General features: G+C 69.1%; 17 protein-coding genes. 2 read left to right on the plus strand and 15 right to left on the minus strand.

Annotation, left to right across the window (positions count from 1 at the left end):
• On the plus strand, positions 1-745 hold a 745-nt coding region (locus ACWDU1_RS14320; RefSeq protein ID WP_449998656.1), incomplete at its 5' end, for a phospholipase D-like domain-containing protein.
• 65 nt (positions 746-810) lie between these two features.
• On the opposite strand, the gene ACWDU1_RS14325 is transcribed toward ACWDU1_RS14320, so the two are convergent.
• The 14 genes from ACWDU1_RS14325 to ACWDU1_RS14390 all read right to left on the minus strand — a co-directional run bounded on the left by ACWDU1_RS14325 (position 811) and on the right by ACWDU1_RS14390 (position 15,079).
• Complete coding sequence (locus ACWDU1_RS14325; RefSeq protein ID WP_449998658.1) at positions 811-2,190, minus strand: alpha/beta hydrolase-fold protein; 1,380 nt, start codon at positions 2,188-2,190, stop codon at positions 811-813.
• Between the two features lie 212 nt (positions 2,191-2,402).
• Positions 2,403-3,251: a mycofactocin-coupled SDR family oxidoreductase gene (locus tag ACWDU1_RS14330; RefSeq protein ID WP_449998660.1), complete on the minus strand. Its 849-nt coding sequence runs from the start codon at positions 3,249-3,251 to the stop codon at positions 2,403-2,405.
• Positions 3,241-4,866, minus strand: coding sequence for a class I adenylate-forming enzyme family protein (locus ACWDU1_RS14335; RefSeq protein ID WP_449998661.1), 1,626 nt, complete (start codon positions 4,864-4,866; stop codon positions 3,241-3,243). Before ACWDU1_RS14335 ends, ACWDU1_RS14330 begins: the two co-directional genes overlap by 11 nt.
• On the minus strand, positions 4,866-5,567 hold the full coding sequence (locus ACWDU1_RS14340; protein ID WP_449998662.1) for an ABC transporter ATP-binding protein: 702 nt from the start codon (positions 5,565-5,567) through the stop codon (positions 4,866-4,868). The genes ACWDU1_RS14335 and ACWDU1_RS14340 overlap by 1 nt, the downstream gene beginning before the upstream one ends.
• The gene (locus tag ACWDU1_RS14345; protein ID WP_449998664.1) at positions 5,564-6,346 is read right to left on the minus strand and encodes an ABC transporter ATP-binding protein; all 783 of its coding nucleotides are present in this window, start codon (positions 6,344-6,346) and stop codon (positions 5,564-5,566) included. Before ACWDU1_RS14345 ends, ACWDU1_RS14340 begins: the two co-directional genes overlap by 4 nt.
• Positions 6,347-6,351: 5 nt before the next feature.
• Complete coding sequence (locus tag ACWDU1_RS14350; protein ID WP_449998665.1) at positions 6,352-7,344, minus strand: branched-chain amino acid ABC transporter permease; 993 nt, start codon at positions 7,342-7,344, stop codon at positions 6,352-6,354.
• A complete protein-coding gene (locus ACWDU1_RS14355; RefSeq protein ID WP_449998667.1) occupies positions 7,344-8,219 on the minus strand; it encodes a branched-chain amino acid ABC transporter permease in 876 nt (291 codons plus the stop codon). The genes ACWDU1_RS14350 and ACWDU1_RS14355 overlap by 1 nt, the downstream gene beginning before the upstream one ends.
• Positions 8,216-9,418: an ABC transporter substrate-binding protein gene (locus ACWDU1_RS14360; RefSeq protein WP_449998669.1), complete on the minus strand. Its 1,203-nt coding sequence runs from the start codon at positions 9,416-9,418 to the stop codon at positions 8,216-8,218. The genes ACWDU1_RS14355 and ACWDU1_RS14360 overlap by 4 nt, the downstream gene beginning before the upstream one ends.
• 117 nt (positions 9,419-9,535) lie before the next feature.
• On the minus strand, positions 9,536-10,219 hold the full coding sequence (locus tag ACWDU1_RS14365; protein ID WP_449998671.1) for a TetR/AcrR family transcriptional regulator: 684 nt from the start codon (positions 10,217-10,219) through the stop codon (positions 9,536-9,538).
• Positions 10,220-10,297: 78 nt separating this feature from the next.
• Positions 10,298-10,759: a hypothetical protein gene (locus tag ACWDU1_RS14370; RefSeq protein ID WP_449998673.1), complete on the minus strand. Its 462-nt coding sequence runs from the start codon at positions 10,757-10,759 to the stop codon at positions 10,298-10,300.
• A gap of 26 nt (positions 10,760-10,785) precedes the next feature.
• Positions 10,786-11,253: a GreA/GreB family elongation factor gene (locus ACWDU1_RS14375; RefSeq protein ID WP_449998674.1), complete on the minus strand. Its 468-nt coding sequence runs from the start codon at positions 11,251-11,253 to the stop codon at positions 10,786-10,788.
• A gap of 335 nt (positions 11,254-11,588) precedes the next feature.
• The gene (locus tag ACWDU1_RS14380; RefSeq protein ID WP_449998676.1) at positions 11,589-13,112 is read right to left on the minus strand and encodes a PucR family transcriptional regulator; all 1,524 of its coding nucleotides are present in this window, start codon (positions 13,110-13,112) and stop codon (positions 11,589-11,591) included.
• 13 nt (positions 13,113-13,125) lie between these two features.
• Positions 13,126-14,340, minus strand: coding sequence for a cytochrome P450 (locus tag ACWDU1_RS14385; protein WP_449998678.1), 1,215 nt, complete (start codon positions 14,338-14,340; stop codon positions 13,126-13,128).
• A 124-nt stretch (positions 14,341-14,464) separates the two neighbouring features.
• Positions 14,465-15,079: a TetR/AcrR family transcriptional regulator gene (locus ACWDU1_RS14390; protein ID WP_449998680.1), complete on the minus strand. Its 615-nt coding sequence runs from the start codon at positions 15,077-15,079 to the stop codon at positions 14,465-14,467.
• A 170-nt stretch (positions 15,080-15,249) separates the two neighbouring features.
• Between ACWDU1_RS14390 and ACWDU1_RS14395 the strand changes: the two genes are divergently transcribed.
• Positions 15,250-16,422 (plus strand): damage-control phosphatase ARMT1 family protein, encoded by a 1,173-nt coding sequence (locus ACWDU1_RS14395; RefSeq protein ID WP_449998682.1) that lies wholly within the window; start codon positions 15,250-15,252, stop codon positions 16,420-16,422.
• A 16-nt stretch (positions 16,423-16,438) separates the two neighbouring features.
• On the opposite strand, the gene ACWDU1_RS14400 is transcribed toward ACWDU1_RS14395, so the two are convergent.
• Positions 16,439-17,884, minus strand: a 1,446-nt coding sequence (locus tag ACWDU1_RS14400; protein WP_449998684.1) for a DHA2 family efflux MFS transporter permease subunit, incomplete at its 5' end; no start/stop codon positions are given.

A 17,884-nucleotide genomic window follows, 5' to 3' on the forward strand; every position in this document is an offset into this window, starting at 1 on the left:
CACCGGCGGCGTGGGTATCGCCGAGGAATGGTGCGGTGACGCCCGCAACGAGCGCGAGTGGCGCGATACGCATGTGCGGCTCGAAGGGCCGGCCGTGGACGGTATCGCGGCGGCCTTCGCACAGAACTGGGCCGAATGCCACGACGAATTGTTCGACGAGCGCGACCGATTCACCCCGCAGGACAGTCACGGATCCGCGATCGTCCAGGTGGTGCGCGGTTCGGCCAGTTTCGGCTGGCAGGATATGCAGACCCTGTTGCGGGTCGTCATCGAATCGGCCGAGCAGCGGCTCCGATTGGCCACCGCGTATTTCGCGCCCGACGCCTATTTCATCGAACTGCTCTGCGCGGCCGCGCGCCGCGGGGTCCTGGTCGAGATCCTGCTACCGGGCCCGTACACCGACAAGCGGGTGTGCCAGCTGGCAGGTCAGCACTACTACAACGACCTGCTCGCCTGCGGAGTGCGCATCCTGCAATACCAGCCGACCATGATGCACGCGAAGGTCATCACCGTCGACGGAACGGCCGCGCTGGTCGGCTCGACCAACTTCAACCGGCGTTCGCTGGATCACGACGAGGAGATCATGCTCGTGGTGCTGGACGAACAGTTCACGGCCTCGCTGGACGAGCATTTCGACGCCGACGCCGGTTCCAGCGTGGTCATCGAGGAATCTCGCTGGCACCGCCGCCCGCTCGGACAGCATCTGCGCGAACTCATGGTCCGCCCCATCCGCCGCTTCCTCTGAACCCGAACGCCGCGCCGGCGCCCGCCGCGGGCGGCTCGTCCATGCCGCCCGCCACGAGCTGCCTTTCACGCGGCGCCCGGCACACCCGCGGTCGGGGCGACGGCGGCGGGACGAAGGCGTGCGATTATGCCGGCGAGGTCCTCGGTGAACCATTCGGGACGGAAGACGTGCCCGCCCGACACCTCGTGTGCTTCGTGGGGGACGGCGGCATCGGTGAGACGGGCGCGGAACTCCCGCTGGCCCGCGAGGACCTGGGTCTCGTTGACGCTGTCGAACCAGTTGACCGGATCCGGGCTGGTACCGGCGAGCAGGAAGATCCGCTTGGTCCGGTACCTGCTGATCCGCTCGACGGGGTTGTCCGCGCTGACCCTGGCCTGATTCCAGAAGGGCGCGCCGTAGATCGTGCCGCCGCCCAGTTCGACGGCCGCCGAGGACAGGTTGGCCCAATGGACGACCAGTCCGAAATCGCGGCGCAGGCTCGCCGGGCCGGAATGACTGCTCACCGAGGCGAAAAGGCTGCTGTACTTCGCGATGTACTTGAGTGCGCCGAAGCCGCCCATCGAGAATCCGGCGACGGCGCGGCCGTCGGTTTCGGCATAGGTCCGGAAGTTCGCGTCGATCCAGGGGAGTAACTGGGCGATATGGAAGGTCTCCCAGTTACGTGGGCCGGCGAAGGAACTGACCGGGTTGGAGTACCAGCCCGCCCGGCCGCCGTCGGGCATCACCACGATGATGGGTTCGCCGGCGGTCAGATCGCGGATGCCGAGGAAGTCGAACTGGCGGAAGTCCTCGCCGCCGCCGTGGAGGAGGTAGAGGACGGGATAGGTACGTCCGCTGGTGAGGTAATCGTCGGGAAGCAGCACGTTGACGCCGGGGTTCCAGCCGACCGCGGCGGTCTGGAACCGGTAGTACCACAGCCGGGGGTCGCTCTCGTTACGGTCCACGATGGTCAGGCCGAATCCGTTGCTGCGACCGACGAATACGACCACCGCCCGCCCGGGTTCGACCGTGCCGGAGTCGGTGATGCCGTTGACTGCCGCGAGCTGCGTCGCGAACGACGTGTCGCCGTAGAAGCGCGCCGCCAGCTCCGGCAGCGTATCCCCGGCGAGAACGGTGTATGCGATGAGGTCGGGAATGACGAGATGTCGTCCGGGATCGAGGGTATCGGGATCGGTGATCCCGCCGGCGGCGGCGATCAGGGCCGCATGCGAGGCGTCGCCGTAGAAGCGCAGGGCCAGCTCCGGCAGGGTGTCTCCGGCGCGGACCTCGTATCTCGTGAAATCGGGAACGATGAGCCGTCGGCCGCTATCGGCCGGGTCCGCCGATCCATCGGGGTCCAGCCCGTTGGCGGCGGTGATCAGCCGGGAGAGTTCCGCGTCACCGTAGAAGCGCAATGCCAATGCCGGCAATGTTTCCCCGGCGGCAACCGTATGTGTTCTGACCATTCGAACCACCCGTTTCATAGCAGTTGGCTCTAGTTTCCATCGATGGGAACGAGTTGTCCAGGGGTCTGCCGGCGCGATTGGTGAACGTAAACTACTGCAAGAGAACGGTCTTGCGTGCTGCGGCCCGGAGATCTCAGGGCGTGTCGCGGCGCCTTCGGTGTGTCGTCCATCACTATTCGAGGGTGAACTCCGCCGGACGGCGCGGCCCACGGTCACGGCATCCGCGCGGCCGCCCCCAACCCCACATCGACCACCGATCCGGTGACGTACCGCCCGGATTCGCCCACGAGATGATCGACCGCGTCGGCGACCGCTTCCGGTGGGCACCACGGAATCCGCATCGGGCTCATTCGCGCGTACCGCTCTTCGACCTCGGCGCGGGTGGGGTTGTCGAGGTCGGGCGCGAACAGGGAGTAGAGGGCGGGATTGTGCAGCATGGGGGTGTCGACATTGGTGGGGCAGACAACGTTGGCCGTGATACCGCGTTCGGCGTATTCGAGCGCGACGCTCTTGACGAACCCGATCACACCCCATTTGGAGGCCGAATAGTGCGCGAGGTTCGGGGTGCCCTGTCTGCCGCTCATCGAGGAGATGGCGACGATGCGACCGCGGCCGGAAACCATATGGGGGAGAACCGCCCGGACGCAGTGGAAGGTACCGGTGAGGTTGGTAGCGAGCATATCGGCCCATACGGCGTCCGAGAGTTCGGTGACCGGCGCGAATCCGACGATGCCCGCGCAGGTGACGAGGATATCGATACCGCCGGACTGTTCGGCCACACTGTCCGCGCAGGCGGTGACGGCGGCGGAATCGCGGATATCCAGTACCCGGGTGCGGCAGCTCCCGCCGTCGGCCTCGATCAGCCGGGCCGTCTCGGTGAGGTCGGCCGCGGTGGCCAGTGGGTAGGGGGCGGTATCGCCGGGCGCGCAGAGGTCGGTGAGCCAGACGGTGGCACCGCGCCGGGCCAGGGCCCGGCCGATGGCGCGACCCTGCCCCCGGGCGGCGCCGGTGACGATCGCCGTGCGCCCGCGGAGATCACCGCCGGCCGCGTTATCGGTCATCGCTTTCTCCTCTGCTCGTCTCGACGATCCGCTTCACCTGCGCCTTGGCGATCTTCCCGCCCGGCGCCAACGGCATGGTGTCCAGGACCCGCAGTCGTTCCGGCAGGTACTCCCGGGTGATGCCCTGATCGCGCAGCCAGTCGTTCAGTTCGGTGAGAGTCGGCCGGGCGGCTCCCGGGACCAGTGTCACGGCCGCGCACAGCCGTTCACCGAACAGCGGATCGGGCACACCGACCGCGGCGACCATTTCCACCGCGGGATGCTCGCGGATGTAATCCTCCACCTCCAGGGCGGAGATGTTCTTCCCGCCGCGGATGATCAGATCCGCCAGGCGGCCCACCACGCGCAATCGGCCGGTATCGTCGACCTCCACGATATCGCCGAGCCGGATCCAGCCGTCATCGGTGAAGAGTTCGGCGTTGGCGGCGTCGTCGTTCCAGTAACCGGGTGACACGAGCGGTCCGTGGACCGCCGGCTGCCCGCGGCGGACTCCCGGTTCGCCGCCTCCGGTGCCCTCGTCGAGGATCCGGACGTTCATCTCCTCGATGAGCCGCCCCCCGGTACCGAGGCGGGTGGCGGCATCATCGCGCACGGTGGTGGCGCTGGCGGCGCCGGTTTCGTTGGAGCCGTAGAACTGGAGAACCAGGGCGCCGGTGGCCTGTTCGAACCGTTCGGCTTCGGCATAGGGGACCGCCTCACCGCCGGTGAACATGACCCGGAGCGCATCGGCGCGGGCCAGGTCGCGGTGGGGGGTCTGCAGCATCATGCGGAACTGGGTGCTCACGCAGGTGAGGATCGTGGCCCGGTGCTCGGCCATCAGATCGATCGCCACCGCCGGGTCGAACCGGCTCATCACCAGTGCGGGCCGGCCGAGCAGCGCGGGCAGGAAATGTGAGGTCCACAGCCCGAATCCGAACGGTGCGGGGACGAACGCGGCGACGACCTCCGCGTCGGTCATCTCGGCGTTGCGGCAGGCGATGGCGGCGAAGGTGCTCCAGCGGCGCTGCGTCTGCATCACGAGCTTCGGACGGCCGGTGGTGCCGGAGGTGCTGTTGAGCAGGCAGACATCGTCGACAGTGAATCGGCGGACCGCCCGTGGCCGGCCGGATGCGGGGATCGCGGCGGCGTCGATATCCACCCGGGTCCCGTCGACCAGCACCACATGCCGCGGTGGGGTATTCCGTCTGCGTAACTCGCCCAGCAGCTCCGAGACCGGTACACCCCGGTTCTCGCCGGCGGTCACCAGGACGGTGGACCCCGACGCCGACATCAGATGCGCGACCTCCGCGGGCCCGGACCGGGCCCCGACGGCGACGGCGAGAACGCCCGCCCGGTAGGCGCCGACCAGCGCGGCGTGGAATTCCGCGGTATCGGGCAGGTACACCGTGACCGCGTCGATATCGCCGAGCGAGCGCAGCGCCGCGCAGAGGTGATCGGCGAGGTGGTCGTAGCCGGCCCAGGTGGTGGTACCGGCCGGGTCGATATAGGCGGGTTCGTGCGGTTGGGTCGCGGCCCGATGACGGACCAGATCGCCGACGGAGTAACCGGTGTAGGCGTGCGGGTCGGCGGTGAAGTCCGCAAGGGCGGTGAGATCGGCCGGGGGCGCGGGTGGCATCACAGAGCTTCCTCGAGCATCCCCATGGAGGCCCGGTAGGCGGCGTCGAGTTCGTCGGGACCGTGTTTCGGCTCCGACAGGGAACCGCGGATCATGACGTGGCCGCGGTCGACGATCCGGGACACCCGGTGCAGCGCCGGTTCGGCGACGAGCACGGTGATCCCCGAATCCGCCAGGCCGCGAATATGATCGAGCAGCTCCGCGGCGATCCTGGGGGAGAGCCCGGTGGTCATCTCGTCCAGCAGCAACGCGCGCGGCCGGACCAGCAGGGCGCGGGCGAGCAGCAACATCTGCTGCTCGCCACCGGACAGCACTCCGGCGAACTGCTTCTGCCGTGTCCGCAGGATCGGAAACCGGCCGAATGCCGTGTCGAGGACATCGTTGCGGGCGCCGAGCAGGCGCGCCCCGATCTCCAGATTCTCGCGGACCGTCAGGCGCGGGAACAACTGCCGTCCCTGCGGGACGAACGCGATTCCGGCGCGCAACCGCTGCCGGGGGGCGGCCGCGCTCAGGTCGTCGTCGCCGAGGGTGACGGTTCCGGTCGCCGGGGTACTGCCGAACACTGCCGACAGCAGGCTCGACTTCCCGGCGCCGTTGGGTCCGACGATCGCCGTGACCGACCCCGGCGATGCCTCGAGCGTCGCTTCCCGGACCGCGACGGCCTTGCCGTAGCGGACGCCGAGCCCGTGAACGGTGATCATGGAGCCTCCTTCGTGGTGCCGAAGTACACGGCGCGCATCCGGTCGCTGCGCATACATTCCTGCGGGCTGCCGGTGAATGCCACCGCGCCGTCGGCCAGTAGCACCACCGAATCGGCGAGTTCGGCGATCAGATCGACATTGTGGTCCACCAGGACCACCGAATGCCCGGCCTCGCGTACTCGGCGCACCGCGCGGGAGACCGCCGCGATCCCGTCGGTATCGGAACCCGCGAACGGCTCGTCCAGCAGCAGCACTCGTGGTCGCGCGGCCATGGCCCGGGCGATTTCGACGAGCCGCTGGGAGCCCAGCCCGAGACTTCCGGTGGGGATCCGGTCGGTGGTGACGCCGTATTCCGCGGCCACGGCGGCGGCGGTATCGAGCACCTGCCGGGGTGCGCCGGCGAGTCCGCGCAGGAACGCGCGGACGGAGGCCCCGTAGGAGCCGATCGACCGGCCGACGATACCGGGGACGATGTTCTCGACGGGGGTGAGTTCCAGTGCCAGCTGGGGATGCTGGAAGGTGCGGGCCAGGCCCGCGCGCGCCCGGGCCGCGGGGCCGGCCGGCAGGGTGCGGCCGTCCACCCGTACCGTGCCGGCGCTCGGGGACTGCGTGCCCACGATGCAGTCCACCAGGGTGGTCTTCCCCGCGCCGTTGGGTCCGACCAGGCCGAGGACGCTGCCCGCGGGCAGGTCGAAACTCACCTCGTGCACGGCGGTGACGCCGCCGTAGTGCTTGGTCAGTCCGCGGACCGACAGCAGGGTGGAATCGTCGGATGTCATCACTGTCACCTCCTGTCCCGGGTGCGGGACGGTACGAGCCGGGTCAGGGCGGAACGGGTCCAGCCGATGACGCCGCCGGGCGCCAGCAGCAGGATCACCAGCACGACCACCGCCAGTAGCAGTTCGCCCGATCCCTGGTAGCCCGGCATGTTCAGGCTGACGCCGACGACGATCAGGGCCCCGAGGGGAGCACCCCAGGCGGAGCCGCGGCCACCGATGATCGGCATGAAGATCGCGAGGAAGACCAGATCCAGGCCGAAGGTCTCCGGCGTCACCGCCTGTACCGACACCGTGAACAGGGCCCCGCCGGTGGAGGCGATCGCGGCGCCGGCGGCCAGTGCCACCACGGTCAGATGCGTGGGGGAGATACCGGTGGACTGCACCGCCGGCCCGTTCTCCCGGGCCGCCGACAGGGCGAGTCCCCAGGCCGATCGCCGGAGCCGATCGATGAAAACCGCGACGACGCAGACGAATACGATCGCCGCGACCACCTGGGCGTAACGCGGCGGTTCCCAACCGAACAGCGAGGGCACCGGGATGCCGGAAATACCCGACGCCCCACCGGTGATCGTGGTGGCATCGCCGAGCCAGTGTTCGAACGCGACGGCGAACAGCAAGGTCACGGCGGCGAGGTAGAAACCCGACAGCTTCCTGGTCGCCATCGCGAGTACGAGGGCGACCGCGGCGGCGATCGCCATCCCGGCCAGCCAGCCCCACCACGGCGACAGTCCCTGTTTCACCGACAGATACGCCACCGCGTACGCGCCGACGGCCGCATAGGCGCTGTAGGCCATGGACAGTGAACCGGCCAGCACGAACGGTAGATACATCCCGAGCGCGACCAGCGCATAGGTGGCGGCCAGGAATACCAGATCCTGCCGGTACAGACTGGGTCCCATCCACAGCAGCACCACGGCGACGACGGCGAGGCAGATACCCGTCTCCCCGAGGATGTTGCGGACGGCGGGCCGCGCCGCCGTGATCGTGGTCGTGGCCATCACACCCGCACCTTTCGCTGGAACAGGCCTTCGGGCCGCAGCGCGAAGAACACGAGGGCGACCAGGAAGACGGCGATCGAACTGCCGGTGGCGCCGAAGTAGAAGCTGCCGAACACCTGGATCCAGCCCAGTGCGAGCCCGCCGACCAGCGGTGCCCAGGGTTTTCCGGTACCGCCGACCACCAGTGCGAGGAATCCGGTGAGTGTCCAGGACAGGCCACTGGTGAAATAGGCGCCGGACTTCGCCGCGAAGACGACGCCCGCGAGCCCGGCGATCGCCCCGGACAGTCCGAACGCCCACAGCCGCACCCGGTTGACGTTCACGCCGATCATCCGGGCGGCCTCGTGGTTGTCGCCCACCGCGCGCAGGAGTTGCCCGGTGGTGGTGCGGCGCAACCAGAGGATCACGGCCGGCAGCACCACCGCGGTGACCAGGATGACGGTCGCCGTCGTGCCCTGGACCGATAACGGTCCCACCCGGAAATCGGGCAGCGGCAGCAGGTTGTCCACCGATACCGGTGTCCGGCCGAAGACGGTGCCCGCCAGTTGCTGGATGGCGAACAGCGTCGCCGTCACCGCGACCAGGGCAGGCAGTTCGGCGCCGCCGGATCGCCGCTGTACCGGCCGCACCACGACGATCTCGGTGACCAGTGAGATCGCCACCGCCGCAGCGATTCCCAGGACCGCGCCCGCGAGTATCGGTACACCCCAGTGCGCGGCGGTGTATCCGGTGAGCAGGGCCGCGACCATCGCGTACGGACCGGCGGCGAAATTGAAGAAGGACGCGCCCACCACCACCAGGTAGATCGACAGGGCGACCAGCGCGAAGAAACAGCCGATCTCGGCACCGGCCAGCCATAGCTGCGGGTCGGTCATCGGCCGGATCCCTTCGCTGCGCATGCCGGCTGGTACTCGTCCCAGGGGCCGGCGGGGGTGTTGTCCGCGCCGAATTCGATGAGTACGAGTCCGCAGGCCGAATCCGGAGCGATATGGTCCTGTGGGGAGAACGACAACGTCAGCGGTGCCTGGCCGAAACTGGCCGGAACGCCGGCGACCTGCTGCATGGCCTCGTTGAGCCGCTGCCGATCGGTATGGGTGCCGGCGCGTTCGATCGCCCGGGCGAGCAGCATCACCGAGTCGTAGGCTTGGGCGTCGTAGGCGGTGAGGGAGTATCCGGGTCCTTTGACGGTTCGTAGCCAGGCCTGCAATTCGGCGGTACGCGGGTTGTCGTCACTGAGGCTGCCCATATAGACGAGACCGTCGAGCGAACCGGGTGCGGCGAGCTTCCACGACTGCGGCTGGTTGCCGATGGATGCCAGCGAGAAGCGTTGCAACTCCGGCGCCAGCCGGTGCACCGTGTTCTGTGCGAGGAGTTCGAAAGTGCCGCCGACACTGGCGACCAGCACCACATCGGGGTCACTGTCGAGCAGCCGGCTCACCCCGGCGGTGAGATCGGCCGTATCGATGGCGGCCTTCTGGGTGCCGACGATATCGATGCACCCCCGCAGCTTCGGGTAGAGCGTGTCCAGGATTCCGGCGATGGCCGGGCTCGAATCGGCCAGGACACCGAGGCGCTTCTTCCCCTGAGCCGCGAAGGCGCCGCAGTACACATCGGCGTACTGGGCGAGCGGGTTGGGGACCATATAGGCGTACTCGTTGCCGGGAGGTCCCGCGACCGCGTCGGTCAGGGCGGTGGGCGCGATCGTGACGACATCGGTCGATTGCGAGATCTGTTTGGCCTGTAGCGCCGATCCGCTCCCGGTCGCGAGGATGATCGCGGCGGCGCCCTGGTCGATCAGCTTCCGGATGATCGACGGCGTGTTCGTCGGGCTGCTCTCGTCGTTCTCCACCACCAGCCGGACCTGCTTACCGCCGATGCCGCCCCGAGCGTTCAGCCGGTCCACCGTGGCGCGCACGGTATCGCCGGCGATCGTCGAGTACGACGCGCCCGGCCCGGTCGAATCCTCGTCCATACCGAGGACGATGTACTCGTCCACCGGGGTCTGGACCTGGGCGCATCCCATTGGCAGCAGAGCCGCGGCCAGCACCCAGGAAAGTATCCGGGTACGTCTCATATGACACCTCTGAATCGAGCAAACGCTTGGCCACAGCCAAGCGACTGCTTGAGAGTGTGTCCTGTGCCACTTCCGCTGTCAACGGCCTGCCGTGAGTTCCTTCGGAAAAGTCCCCGGCTATGCCTCGCTGATCAGGTGTTTCGAGATTTCCTCGAGGCGACGCTCGATCCGGTCGAGCCGATCGGTGACGGTGCGGGTATCCGGCGCCGGACCGCCGCCGGTACCGGCCGGTGCGGCCGCACCGCCGTCGACGAAGGCCGCCACAACGGTGTCGGTCACCTCGTCGCGCCGCTCGGACAGATGGTCGCGGTGGAAACGGATCGACCACCACACCCCTTCGCGCAGCATCCGCGCGAACTCGGCCGGGTCGAGCCCGGCGCGCAGTTCCCCGCATTCACCGGCCCGGGTCGCGGCGTCGATCCAGAAGGTGTGGGCCGCGCGGACCGCCGCCGCGATGACCTCCGGCGCGCCGGGCCCGTGGTAGGCCTTCTCGTTCTGGTAGATCTCGGTCGCGTACGGATGCGCCTCGGCGACCTCGATCGACGAATAGACCAGGGCCCGCAGCTCCTCGCGCATCCCGCTCACATGCGGGAGCACCGACCGGTAGCGCTCGTTCAGATCGGTGAGGAAATCGTCCAGGATCGCGAAGGCGATCGCGTCCTTGGACGGGAAATGGTGGTAGAGGCTGCCGGACAGCATCCCGACACCCTCGGCGATATCCCGGACGCTGGTCCCCGCCACGCCGCGCTCGACGAAGAGGCCGGCGGCCACGCGTTTGATCTGGTCTCGGCGGTTCACCACCCGCCCATGCTTACCGTCGACGGCGACGAGTGTCGAGCGGCCACACGCGTTCCGGCCCCGGAGTGCGCGGTACACGCCTCAGGCCGCCATCCGGCCCTCCGGTACCAGAACGGTCGTGTGCCAGCGATCCTCTTCCCACAAATGCTGCGGAAGATTCTGGTACGGAACGGATTTCGCCGGCGTGGCCAGCGCGATCACCAGTGTGGTGTGCTCGACCAGGCGTCGGCGCCGTCGAATCATCGGACCGGAGATCTCCAGCACACCCGGCCCGGGGCCGATCGTCGTGGGCACCTGCACCGTCAACCGTTCCGGTTTCCAGGTGGCGGGGCGGCTTCGATCGCGGGCCAGATAGGTGCGGGGAGCGCTCTCGGTGCCGAACGCGAGAGCGGCGAGGACGCTGTCGGCGCCGGGCAGGCCGAACAGATCCCAGAAACCGGCGGACAGCCAGGCATGGATCGGGAGTGCGATCGTCGCGTCGTCCCCGACGATCGCGGGCGGCGCGATCTGCAGCAGGGTGATCTCACAGGTGGACGCGCGCATTCCGGTGCTCCATCGTTCGCGCGTGGTCATCGGGCATCGGCGACGGTACGGCTGTACGGAACCGCTTCCAGGAGGGTGACCCGGATCTCGGCTCCGTTGGGCACCCGGTACGTCCGCTGTTCGCCGCGGCGCGCGCCGGTGAGTGCGGCACCGAGCGGCGAATCCGGGGAGTAGACCTCCAGGTCGCCGTTCGCCGCGTCACGATCGCCGAGCAGAAAGGTCTCGGTATCGCCGGGGCCGTCGTAGCGCACGGTGAGCACCATGCCGGGTTCGGCGATACCGTCGTCCGGCGGGTCTTCGCCGAATACCGCGTGGGTCAGCAGGTCCCGGATATGGGCGATCCGGGCCAGGCGCCGGTGCCGGGCGGTGATCCGGTCGTCGGGGTCGGTAGTGTCGTGGCCCCCGGTGGCGTCGACGGTGAGCAGCTCGGCCAGTTCGGACCGGAGCTGGTCGTGGGCTTGCTGGGTGAGCCAGATGGGTGCGCCGGTGGTCATATCGGTCCTAGCGAGTGGGAGCGGTGGGATTCGGTCGCCGGGGCGGCGGAGGGAGAGCGGAGCCGCCCCGGCGGCAGAACTCCGTGGAGCCGGGCTGTGCGAACACCGGCTCCACGGATGGGAAAATGGTTCGAGGTTCAGCGGGGTTTCGGAGTGCCCGCCCGGAGTCGTGCGGCTCGTTCACGGCAGAGCCGACTCGTTACGCGTGCCATGCTCACCTCCCGATGCCGAACGAGCGCTGTCTCCGCCATGGTGACGCGCGGCCGGCCGGACGCGCATGTCGGAACGGGACAGTCTGTCCCGTTCGGGTTGTCCACATGCCACAACGGCCGGGATCATTCGAAGGCGGCGAGGTCGATCGTCATCGCCAGACGCGCGCGGGCGTCCCCGAGTTCGAGCGCGGTGACCTCACGCATCTTGCGCAGCCGATTGCGGACGGTGTTGGGATGAACCCCCAGCCGGGCGCCGGCGGCGACCGGGTCGCCCTGGGCGTCGAGCCAGGCGCGCAGGGTCGCGACGAAATCGGTGGCTTGTTCGCGGTCGTATCGGCGCAACTCCGCGACCGGCCCGCGCGCCGGAATCCGCCCGGACCGGGCCGCCGTCCGTAACCGTTGCAGCAGGATCTCGCCCCAGGATTCGTCGTAGGCGGGCGCCGCGCTCTCCATGTCACCCTGTTCGTGCAGGGTCAGGCATTCGTCCGCCTCCTGGCGGGAGGCGGCCAGATCGGTCGCGGTGGCCGGTCCGCCGATACCGGCCGAAACCGTCACCCGGGCCGGGAGCGCGGCGCGCAGGGATGCCACCCAATCGCGTGCCGTTTCCACCCGCTCACCGGGCAGAATCGTGTAGACGGTGTTGTCCGACAGTGTGCTGCGTCCCGGCCGCGACCAGCCGAAACCGAAGGTCGCCTGTTCGAAGGCGAGCAGCAGTCCGGCATGGCGTTCGTCCGCGATCTGCGCGCGCACCGCGACCACCCGCAGCGGTACCGGTGCCAGCCCTAGCCGGCCGGCCACGGTAGCGGCGTCGGGGCTGCCTTCCAGCAGCCGGATCACCAGATCGGATTCCACCTGGCGTTCCAGGTCGGCGCTCGCCCGTGATCGCAGCAGATGCTGGGCCACCGTCCGGGCACCGTCGACCAGTGCCGTCCGCTGGGCCCGCGGCAACGGCTCCGCGGCGGCCACCCATACCGAACCCAGCAGTTCCCGGCCCACGCGCACCGCGACCACCGTGCGCCCCTCGAGGCCGTGCTCGGTATCGGCCTCCACGAACACGGGCTCGTCGGAGCGCTCCAGCCGCGCGTAGATACCCCGGGACTCGAACAATTCCCGGAGGGCATCGGGTTGCCGCCGTCGCAGTACCGTTTCGATCAGGGCGCGGTCGGCGGGTCGGCGCAGCGTGGAATGGGCCATGACGCGGGAGAGCGGATCCTCGATGGTCACCGCGCCGTCGATATCGGCCGCGAGGCTGTCCGCCAGCGCGAAGAGATCCGTGGGTCCACGGCCGGACGCGGTTTCCCGGCCTTCGAGAACCAGTCCGTAGACGACCCCGGCGAGCTGACTCCACGACACCGCCGGGTCCACCACCAGCACCGCGACCTCGTCGTCGGGCCCGGCCTCCGCGCGCACGGCATCGGCGTCCGCGCGTACGAGCACGGCGACCGCGTTCGCTGCCCGTGCCGCCACGACCGCCGCGCGGACGGAGGTGGCGCCGACGGCGAGGAAGACATCGCCGGTCGCGTCCTGCCCGCCGGCGGCGTCGAACATCGCGACACTGCGGATCACGCTCGCCCGCGACACCGGGCAGCAGCGCAATCGCACGCCGTAACCGCCCAGCACGTTCACGAGATGGTCCAGCCGCACCATGACCGACTCCTGTTCACCCTGGTCCGGTCACCGTAGCTCCTCGCTCGACCTCGACGATCATGCCGCGGAGGGTGTAGCCGCCGATCGCTTCGTCGGCACCGGCCCGGGGCGCGGTCCGCATACGGATCCCGGGCAGTGCGAGCAGCTTGCGGAGGAAGATATCGGTCTCCACTATCGCGATTGTCGCACCGGGACATTTGTGGGCGCCGTCGCCGAAGGACAGCACCGGGGCGCCGGTGGCGGTGCGGGAGCGGCCCGGGCATACCGCCAGCGGGCGCTCGCCGACCGCGGCCGGGTCGGTGTTGGTGGCCGCGATATCTATCTCGATGAGATCCCCGGCGCCGACGACAACCGATTCCCCGGCGCCGATGGGAAGTTCGACGGGGGCCGTGGTGCGGCGCCGGAGGTGCGCGATAACGGGTTCGAGCCGCAGTATCTCGTGCAGAACGGCGAGACGCTCCGGTTCCGCGGCCGCACGATAGCGGTCGCGCAGGCCGGGGTCGGTGCATAGATGCCAGGCGGCGAGGGTGATGAATTCGCGGGTGGTGACCATCCCGGCGGCCGCGAAAGTGATGCATTCGCCGAGGATCTCGACCGGGGAGCAGCCTTCGTCGAGCAGATGCGAGACAAGGTCGTCGCGGCGCCGGGCGCGGCGGGCGCGGACGGCCGGTCGGACATCACCGAAGTAGATGCCCGACCAGTTCCGTATCTGACGCCACATCCAATAGAGGCCGTTGACGGAGGTGAACCCCGGTGAGCCGAATTCGTCGGGGAAGAACCTCTCCAGCCGCCCGGTCAGCCCCGGCCGGCTCTCGGTCAGGCCGATCACCGCGCACACCACCTCGATGGTGAGGCCGAAACCGAGGTCGGAGAGGTCCGCGCTGCCGCTGTCGCGGAGGCCGGTCAGTTGCCGGTCCGCCAGCGCCTCGATGAGTTCCCGATACGATTCGTCCACCCGGCGGGCCGTGAAGAATCGCGCGGTCTGCCGCCGGTGCTCACGATGTTCGGGACCGTCCCGGTACAGCACCGGCCGCCGGATGCGGGCAGGCACATTGTCGAGGGTTTCGACCCCGAGCCCGGCCTGGACCGTGTCGGTACTGCGCAAGGCGGCGCGGGCGGCGGCGCAACCCCGGATGAGCCAGGTTCCGTCGGCGCGCCGGATGATCGGGCGGTCGCCGGGTTCCGCCCGGCGGGTGATCTTTCGTGCGTCGGTGCTGTCGGTCGACATGGTCGGGTCCTGTCGGTCGGCGCGATATCGGGCGGCCGGATCGCCGCACCGCCATCCGATAACTGTGCGCGAGAACGGCTTCCATGTCACTCCGGCCGCTTGGCTGCCGTGTCGCTCCGGCAGCTCAACCGTGCCCGATCGACCCCGCCCAGCTGTCGGCGAGCACATCCAGCATCGTCTCCGCTTCGACACCCCACTGTCCGGGAGTCCAATTCCGCGCGACGTGATCCAGTTCGGTGATCGCCAGCACACTGCGGAACCGCCGGGTTCCGGCGGGGAACCGCTTCGCCCTGGTGAGCCCGTCCTCGACGTCCCCGACGGCCTCGTCCAGCCAGGCGTCGAACAATTCGCGGATCTCGGGATCGACCGCCGCCGCCTCGAACGCCGTGGTGGTGTAGGGCCGGATCGTGTCCCAGCGCCGGGCGCTCGCCGCGAGCCAGGCGCGGATCCGCTGCCGGGACCCGTCCTCGACCACGGCGACCAGTTCCCGTTCCGTCGAACCGTGCTCGTCCGAGGGCACCCGGTTCAGTGCCGGGTTCAGACGTTCGGTGACGAGAGCCTTCATCAGGTCGACCTTCGACGGGAAGTACGCGTAGAAGGTCACCCGCGTGGTGCCCGCCGCCGAGGAGATATCGTCGACCTTGGTGGCCGCGTAACCCTTCGATACGAACAGTTCGAGACCGGCGTCGAGCAGGAGTTTGCGGGTCATCTCCTTCTGGGCCTCGCGAAGCGTCGCCATGGCCTCAGCGTAGAGCACGGCGGTCATGATCCATTCTCGATGCTCGCGATGAGTACCCGGCGATCGAGTACCTTATCGACTGTCAAGTGAGCCGATCGGGCCCGGCGGCCCGGTATGTCACGATCGCCCCCGCCGCCGGGCCCGTCCCGCCGATCGCGAACGGAGCATATGTGGACACCAGCACCCCCGACGCCGCGACGATCGTGTCCACCGAGCCGGAGTCGTTTCCGTGGACCGTGCTGACGCGCCGTCATCCGGTGATCCTCGCGCAGGTCGCCGACGCGCATCCCTATCCGCCGGCGATCCTCCGGCGGATAGAGGAACTCCGGGATGAGATCACCGGCGTGGTGCGGCCGTTGCCCGGCGGACGTCCCGGGAAGGCGGAGTGGGATCGTTGGGGGCGCGGGTTGTTCGGGAGGCGATGGCTCGATATCCCGTTCCTGTGGGCCGAGAGCTACTTCTATCACCTGTTACTGGATGCGGTCGGCTACTTCGAGGCCGGACCGTGGCAGGGCATCGACCCGTTCACCCGCAAACACGCCGAACTCGCGGACTCCGCGCTCGGTGCCGAACTCGCCGACGCCCCCGGACTCGCGGACGGGCCGCTGCCGGAGCGCACCCCGGCTCTCGTGCACGCCGCACTGTGGGGGAACCGGGCGGATCTGGGTTTCCGGCTGTCGGGCCCGGCCGCGGCCGAATCGCCCGGCGGCATCCTCGACGATCACACCGACGCGGTGTGCGAACACCTCAACGGCCTCTCGGCGGGGACGCTCGCGCTGATCGCCGACAACGCCGGCCGGGAACTGATCCCCGATCTGCTCCTCATCGACCACCTGTTGCGATCACATCCGGCGTTGTCGGTGGATCTGCATCTGAAGCCGCGCCCCTACTACGTCTCCGATGCCACCACCGCCGATTTCCTGGACACCCTCGAACGTCTCGGCGGCATACCGGGACCGGCCGCGGCCGCGGCCGCCCGGCTCGGCGCCGGAGTGCGGACCGGGCGGCTGCGCGTGCGGGCGCACGAGTTCTATTGCGCGCCCCTGTCCTTCCACGACATGCCCCCGGATCTGGCCGCCGACCTCGCAGGTGCCGAGACCGTGATCCTCAAGGGCGATCTCAACTACCGGCGTCTCGTCGGAGACCGCCACCGGCCCGCCACGGCATCGTTCACCGCACTCACCGAGTACTTTCCCACCCGGGTGATAGCCCTGCGGACCCTCAAATCCGATGTCGCCGTGGGCATCGACGCGACCCTGCTGGCTCGGCTCGAGGACACCGAACCGGGGTGGCGGACCAGCGGGTCCCATGGAGTCGTGCAGATGCGGGACCCGCACCGCTAGGCACGGCGGCCGTGCGCTAGAAACCGGCCGCCGCGGGTGCCGTCGCCTGCTTCCCGGCGCCGTGCCGGGGCAGCAGCATCGCGGGAAAAATGATCAGCGCGGTGAGCGCGAAAGCCACCCAGAAGGCGTAACCGAACGATTCGGCCAGCAGTGGACCGACGACCGGCATGGCTTCCGGTGGCACGGAGCCGATCTGGTCGGCACCGCCCGTGGAAGCGGGAATGCCCTGGTCGGTGAGCCGACGGCCGAGGTGCTGTGTCAGGGCGGTCACCAGCAGGGCGCTGCCGAGAGAGGCGCCGACCTGCTGGATCGCCGACAGCGTCGGCGCCGCCCGCGAGACGACATCTCTACCGAGTTCGGTATACGCGGCCGAGATCGTCGGCATCATCACCGAACCGAGCCCCATACCGCGCACGAACAGGGCCACGCTCAGCCAGAGGTAGGAGGTATCGACATCCAGCCGGGTGAACGGGAAGGTGCCGGCCAGCGCGAGCACCACCCCGACCGGTACCACGTATCCGGCGCCGATCCGGTCGGTCAGCCGCCCGCCGATCACCATCGCCACGATCGCGCCGAGGCCCTGGGGCGCGAGCAGTAACCCGGCGCCGAGCGCCCCTTGCCCGCGGACGGTCTGGTAGTACAGCGGGAGCAGCAGCATACCGCCGAACAATCCGATCGCCACCAGGAAGACCGCGACGGTTCCGGCGGCGAAGAGCCGGTTGGTGAGCAGCCGGATATCGATGATCGAGCCGGGTCCGGTGCGCAGGCTGTGCCAGGTGTAGAGGGCCAGGCCGGCCGCACCGGCGATGAGCCAGCCGAGGACGTTCCATTCCCCGAAACCGCCGTGGGAACCGGCCCGGGAGAGTCCGTAGAGCAGGCAGACGAGACTGCCGGAGAGTACGACCAGTCCCCGTAGGTCGAGACGGCCGCGTTCGGGCACGGTGCCGCCGCGGGGCAGTTTCCAGACCGCGAGGGTGACGGCGAGGATGCCGACCGGCACATTGACCAGGAAGATCCAGTGCCAGCTCGTGTATTCGACGAGGAGTCCGCCGAGTACCGGTCCGAGCACCGGGCCCAGCAGCATGGGTACGCCCAGGATGGCCATGGCCCGTCCCAGGCGTTGCGGGCCCGCGGCCCTGGTGATGATGGTCTGGCCGGCGGGCAGCAGCATGCCGCCGCCGAGCCCTTGGATCACCCGGAAGGCGATCAGGCTTTCGATCGACCAGGCCGCCGCGCACAGCGCCGAACCCGCCACGAACAGGCCGACCGCGGTGATCCAGGTCGGCTTCTCACCGAATCGGTCCACGGCCCACCCGGTCAGCGGGATGACCAGTGCCACCGCGAGCAGATAGCCGGTGACCACCCACTGGGTCGTCGACAGGGTCGCGTCGAGTTCGCTGCTGAGCGAGTCCAGCGCGACGTTCACGATCGTCGTATCGAGAACCACCATGATCATGCCGGA

The sequence above is a fragment of the Nocardia sp. NPDC003345 genome, from assembly GCF_053589395.1.

Bases quoted from the DNA above. Each gene is read 5' to 3' on its own strand.
- ACWDU1_RS14325 (WP_449998658.1), bottom strand. From the start codon at position 2,190: ATGGTCAGAACACATACGGTTGCCGCCGGGGAAACATTGCCGGCATTG.
- ACWDU1_RS14330 (WP_449998660.1), bottom strand. From the start codon at position 3,251: ATGACCGATAACGCGGCCGGCGGTGATCTCCGCGGGCGCACGGCGATC.
- ACWDU1_RS14335 (WP_449998661.1), bottom strand. From the start codon at position 4,866: ATGCCACCCGCGCCCCCGGCCGATCTCACCGCCCTTGCGGACTTCACC.
- ACWDU1_RS14340 (WP_449998662.1), bottom strand. From the start codon at position 5,567: ATGATCACCGTTCACGGGCTCGGCGTCCGCTACGGCAAGGCCGTCGCG.
- ACWDU1_RS14345 (WP_449998664.1), bottom strand. From the start codon at position 6,346: ATGACATCCGACGATTCCACCCTGCTGTCGGTCCGCGGACTGACCAAG.
- ACWDU1_RS14350 (WP_449998665.1), bottom strand. From the start codon at position 7,344: ATGGCCACGACCACGATCACGGCGGCGCGGCCCGCCGTCCGCAACATC.
- ACWDU1_RS14355 (WP_449998667.1), bottom strand. From the start codon at position 8,219: ATGACCGACCCGCAGCTATGGCTGGCCGGTGCCGAGATCGGCTGTTTC.
- ACWDU1_RS14360 (WP_449998669.1), bottom strand. From the start codon at position 9,418: ATGAGACGTACCCGGATACTTTCCTGGGTGCTGGCCGCGGCTCTGCTG.
- ACWDU1_RS14370 (WP_449998673.1), bottom strand. From the start codon at position 10,759: ATGCGCGCGTCCACCTGTGAGATCACCCTGCTGCAGATCGCGCCGCCC.
- ACWDU1_RS14375 (WP_449998674.1), bottom strand. From the start codon at position 11,253: ATGACCACCGGCGCACCCATCTGGCTCACCCAGCAAGCCCACGACCAG.
- ACWDU1_RS14380 (WP_449998676.1), bottom strand. From the start codon at position 13,112: ATGGTGCGGCTGGACCATCTCGTGAACGTGCTGGGCGGTTACGGCGTG.
- ACWDU1_RS14385 (WP_449998678.1), bottom strand. From the start codon at position 14,340: ATGTCGACCGACAGCACCGACGCACGAAAGATCACCCGCCGGGCGGAA.
- ACWDU1_RS14390 (WP_449998680.1), bottom strand. From the start codon at position 15,079: ATGGCGACGCTTCGCGAGGCCCAGAAGGAGATGACCCGCAAACTCCTG.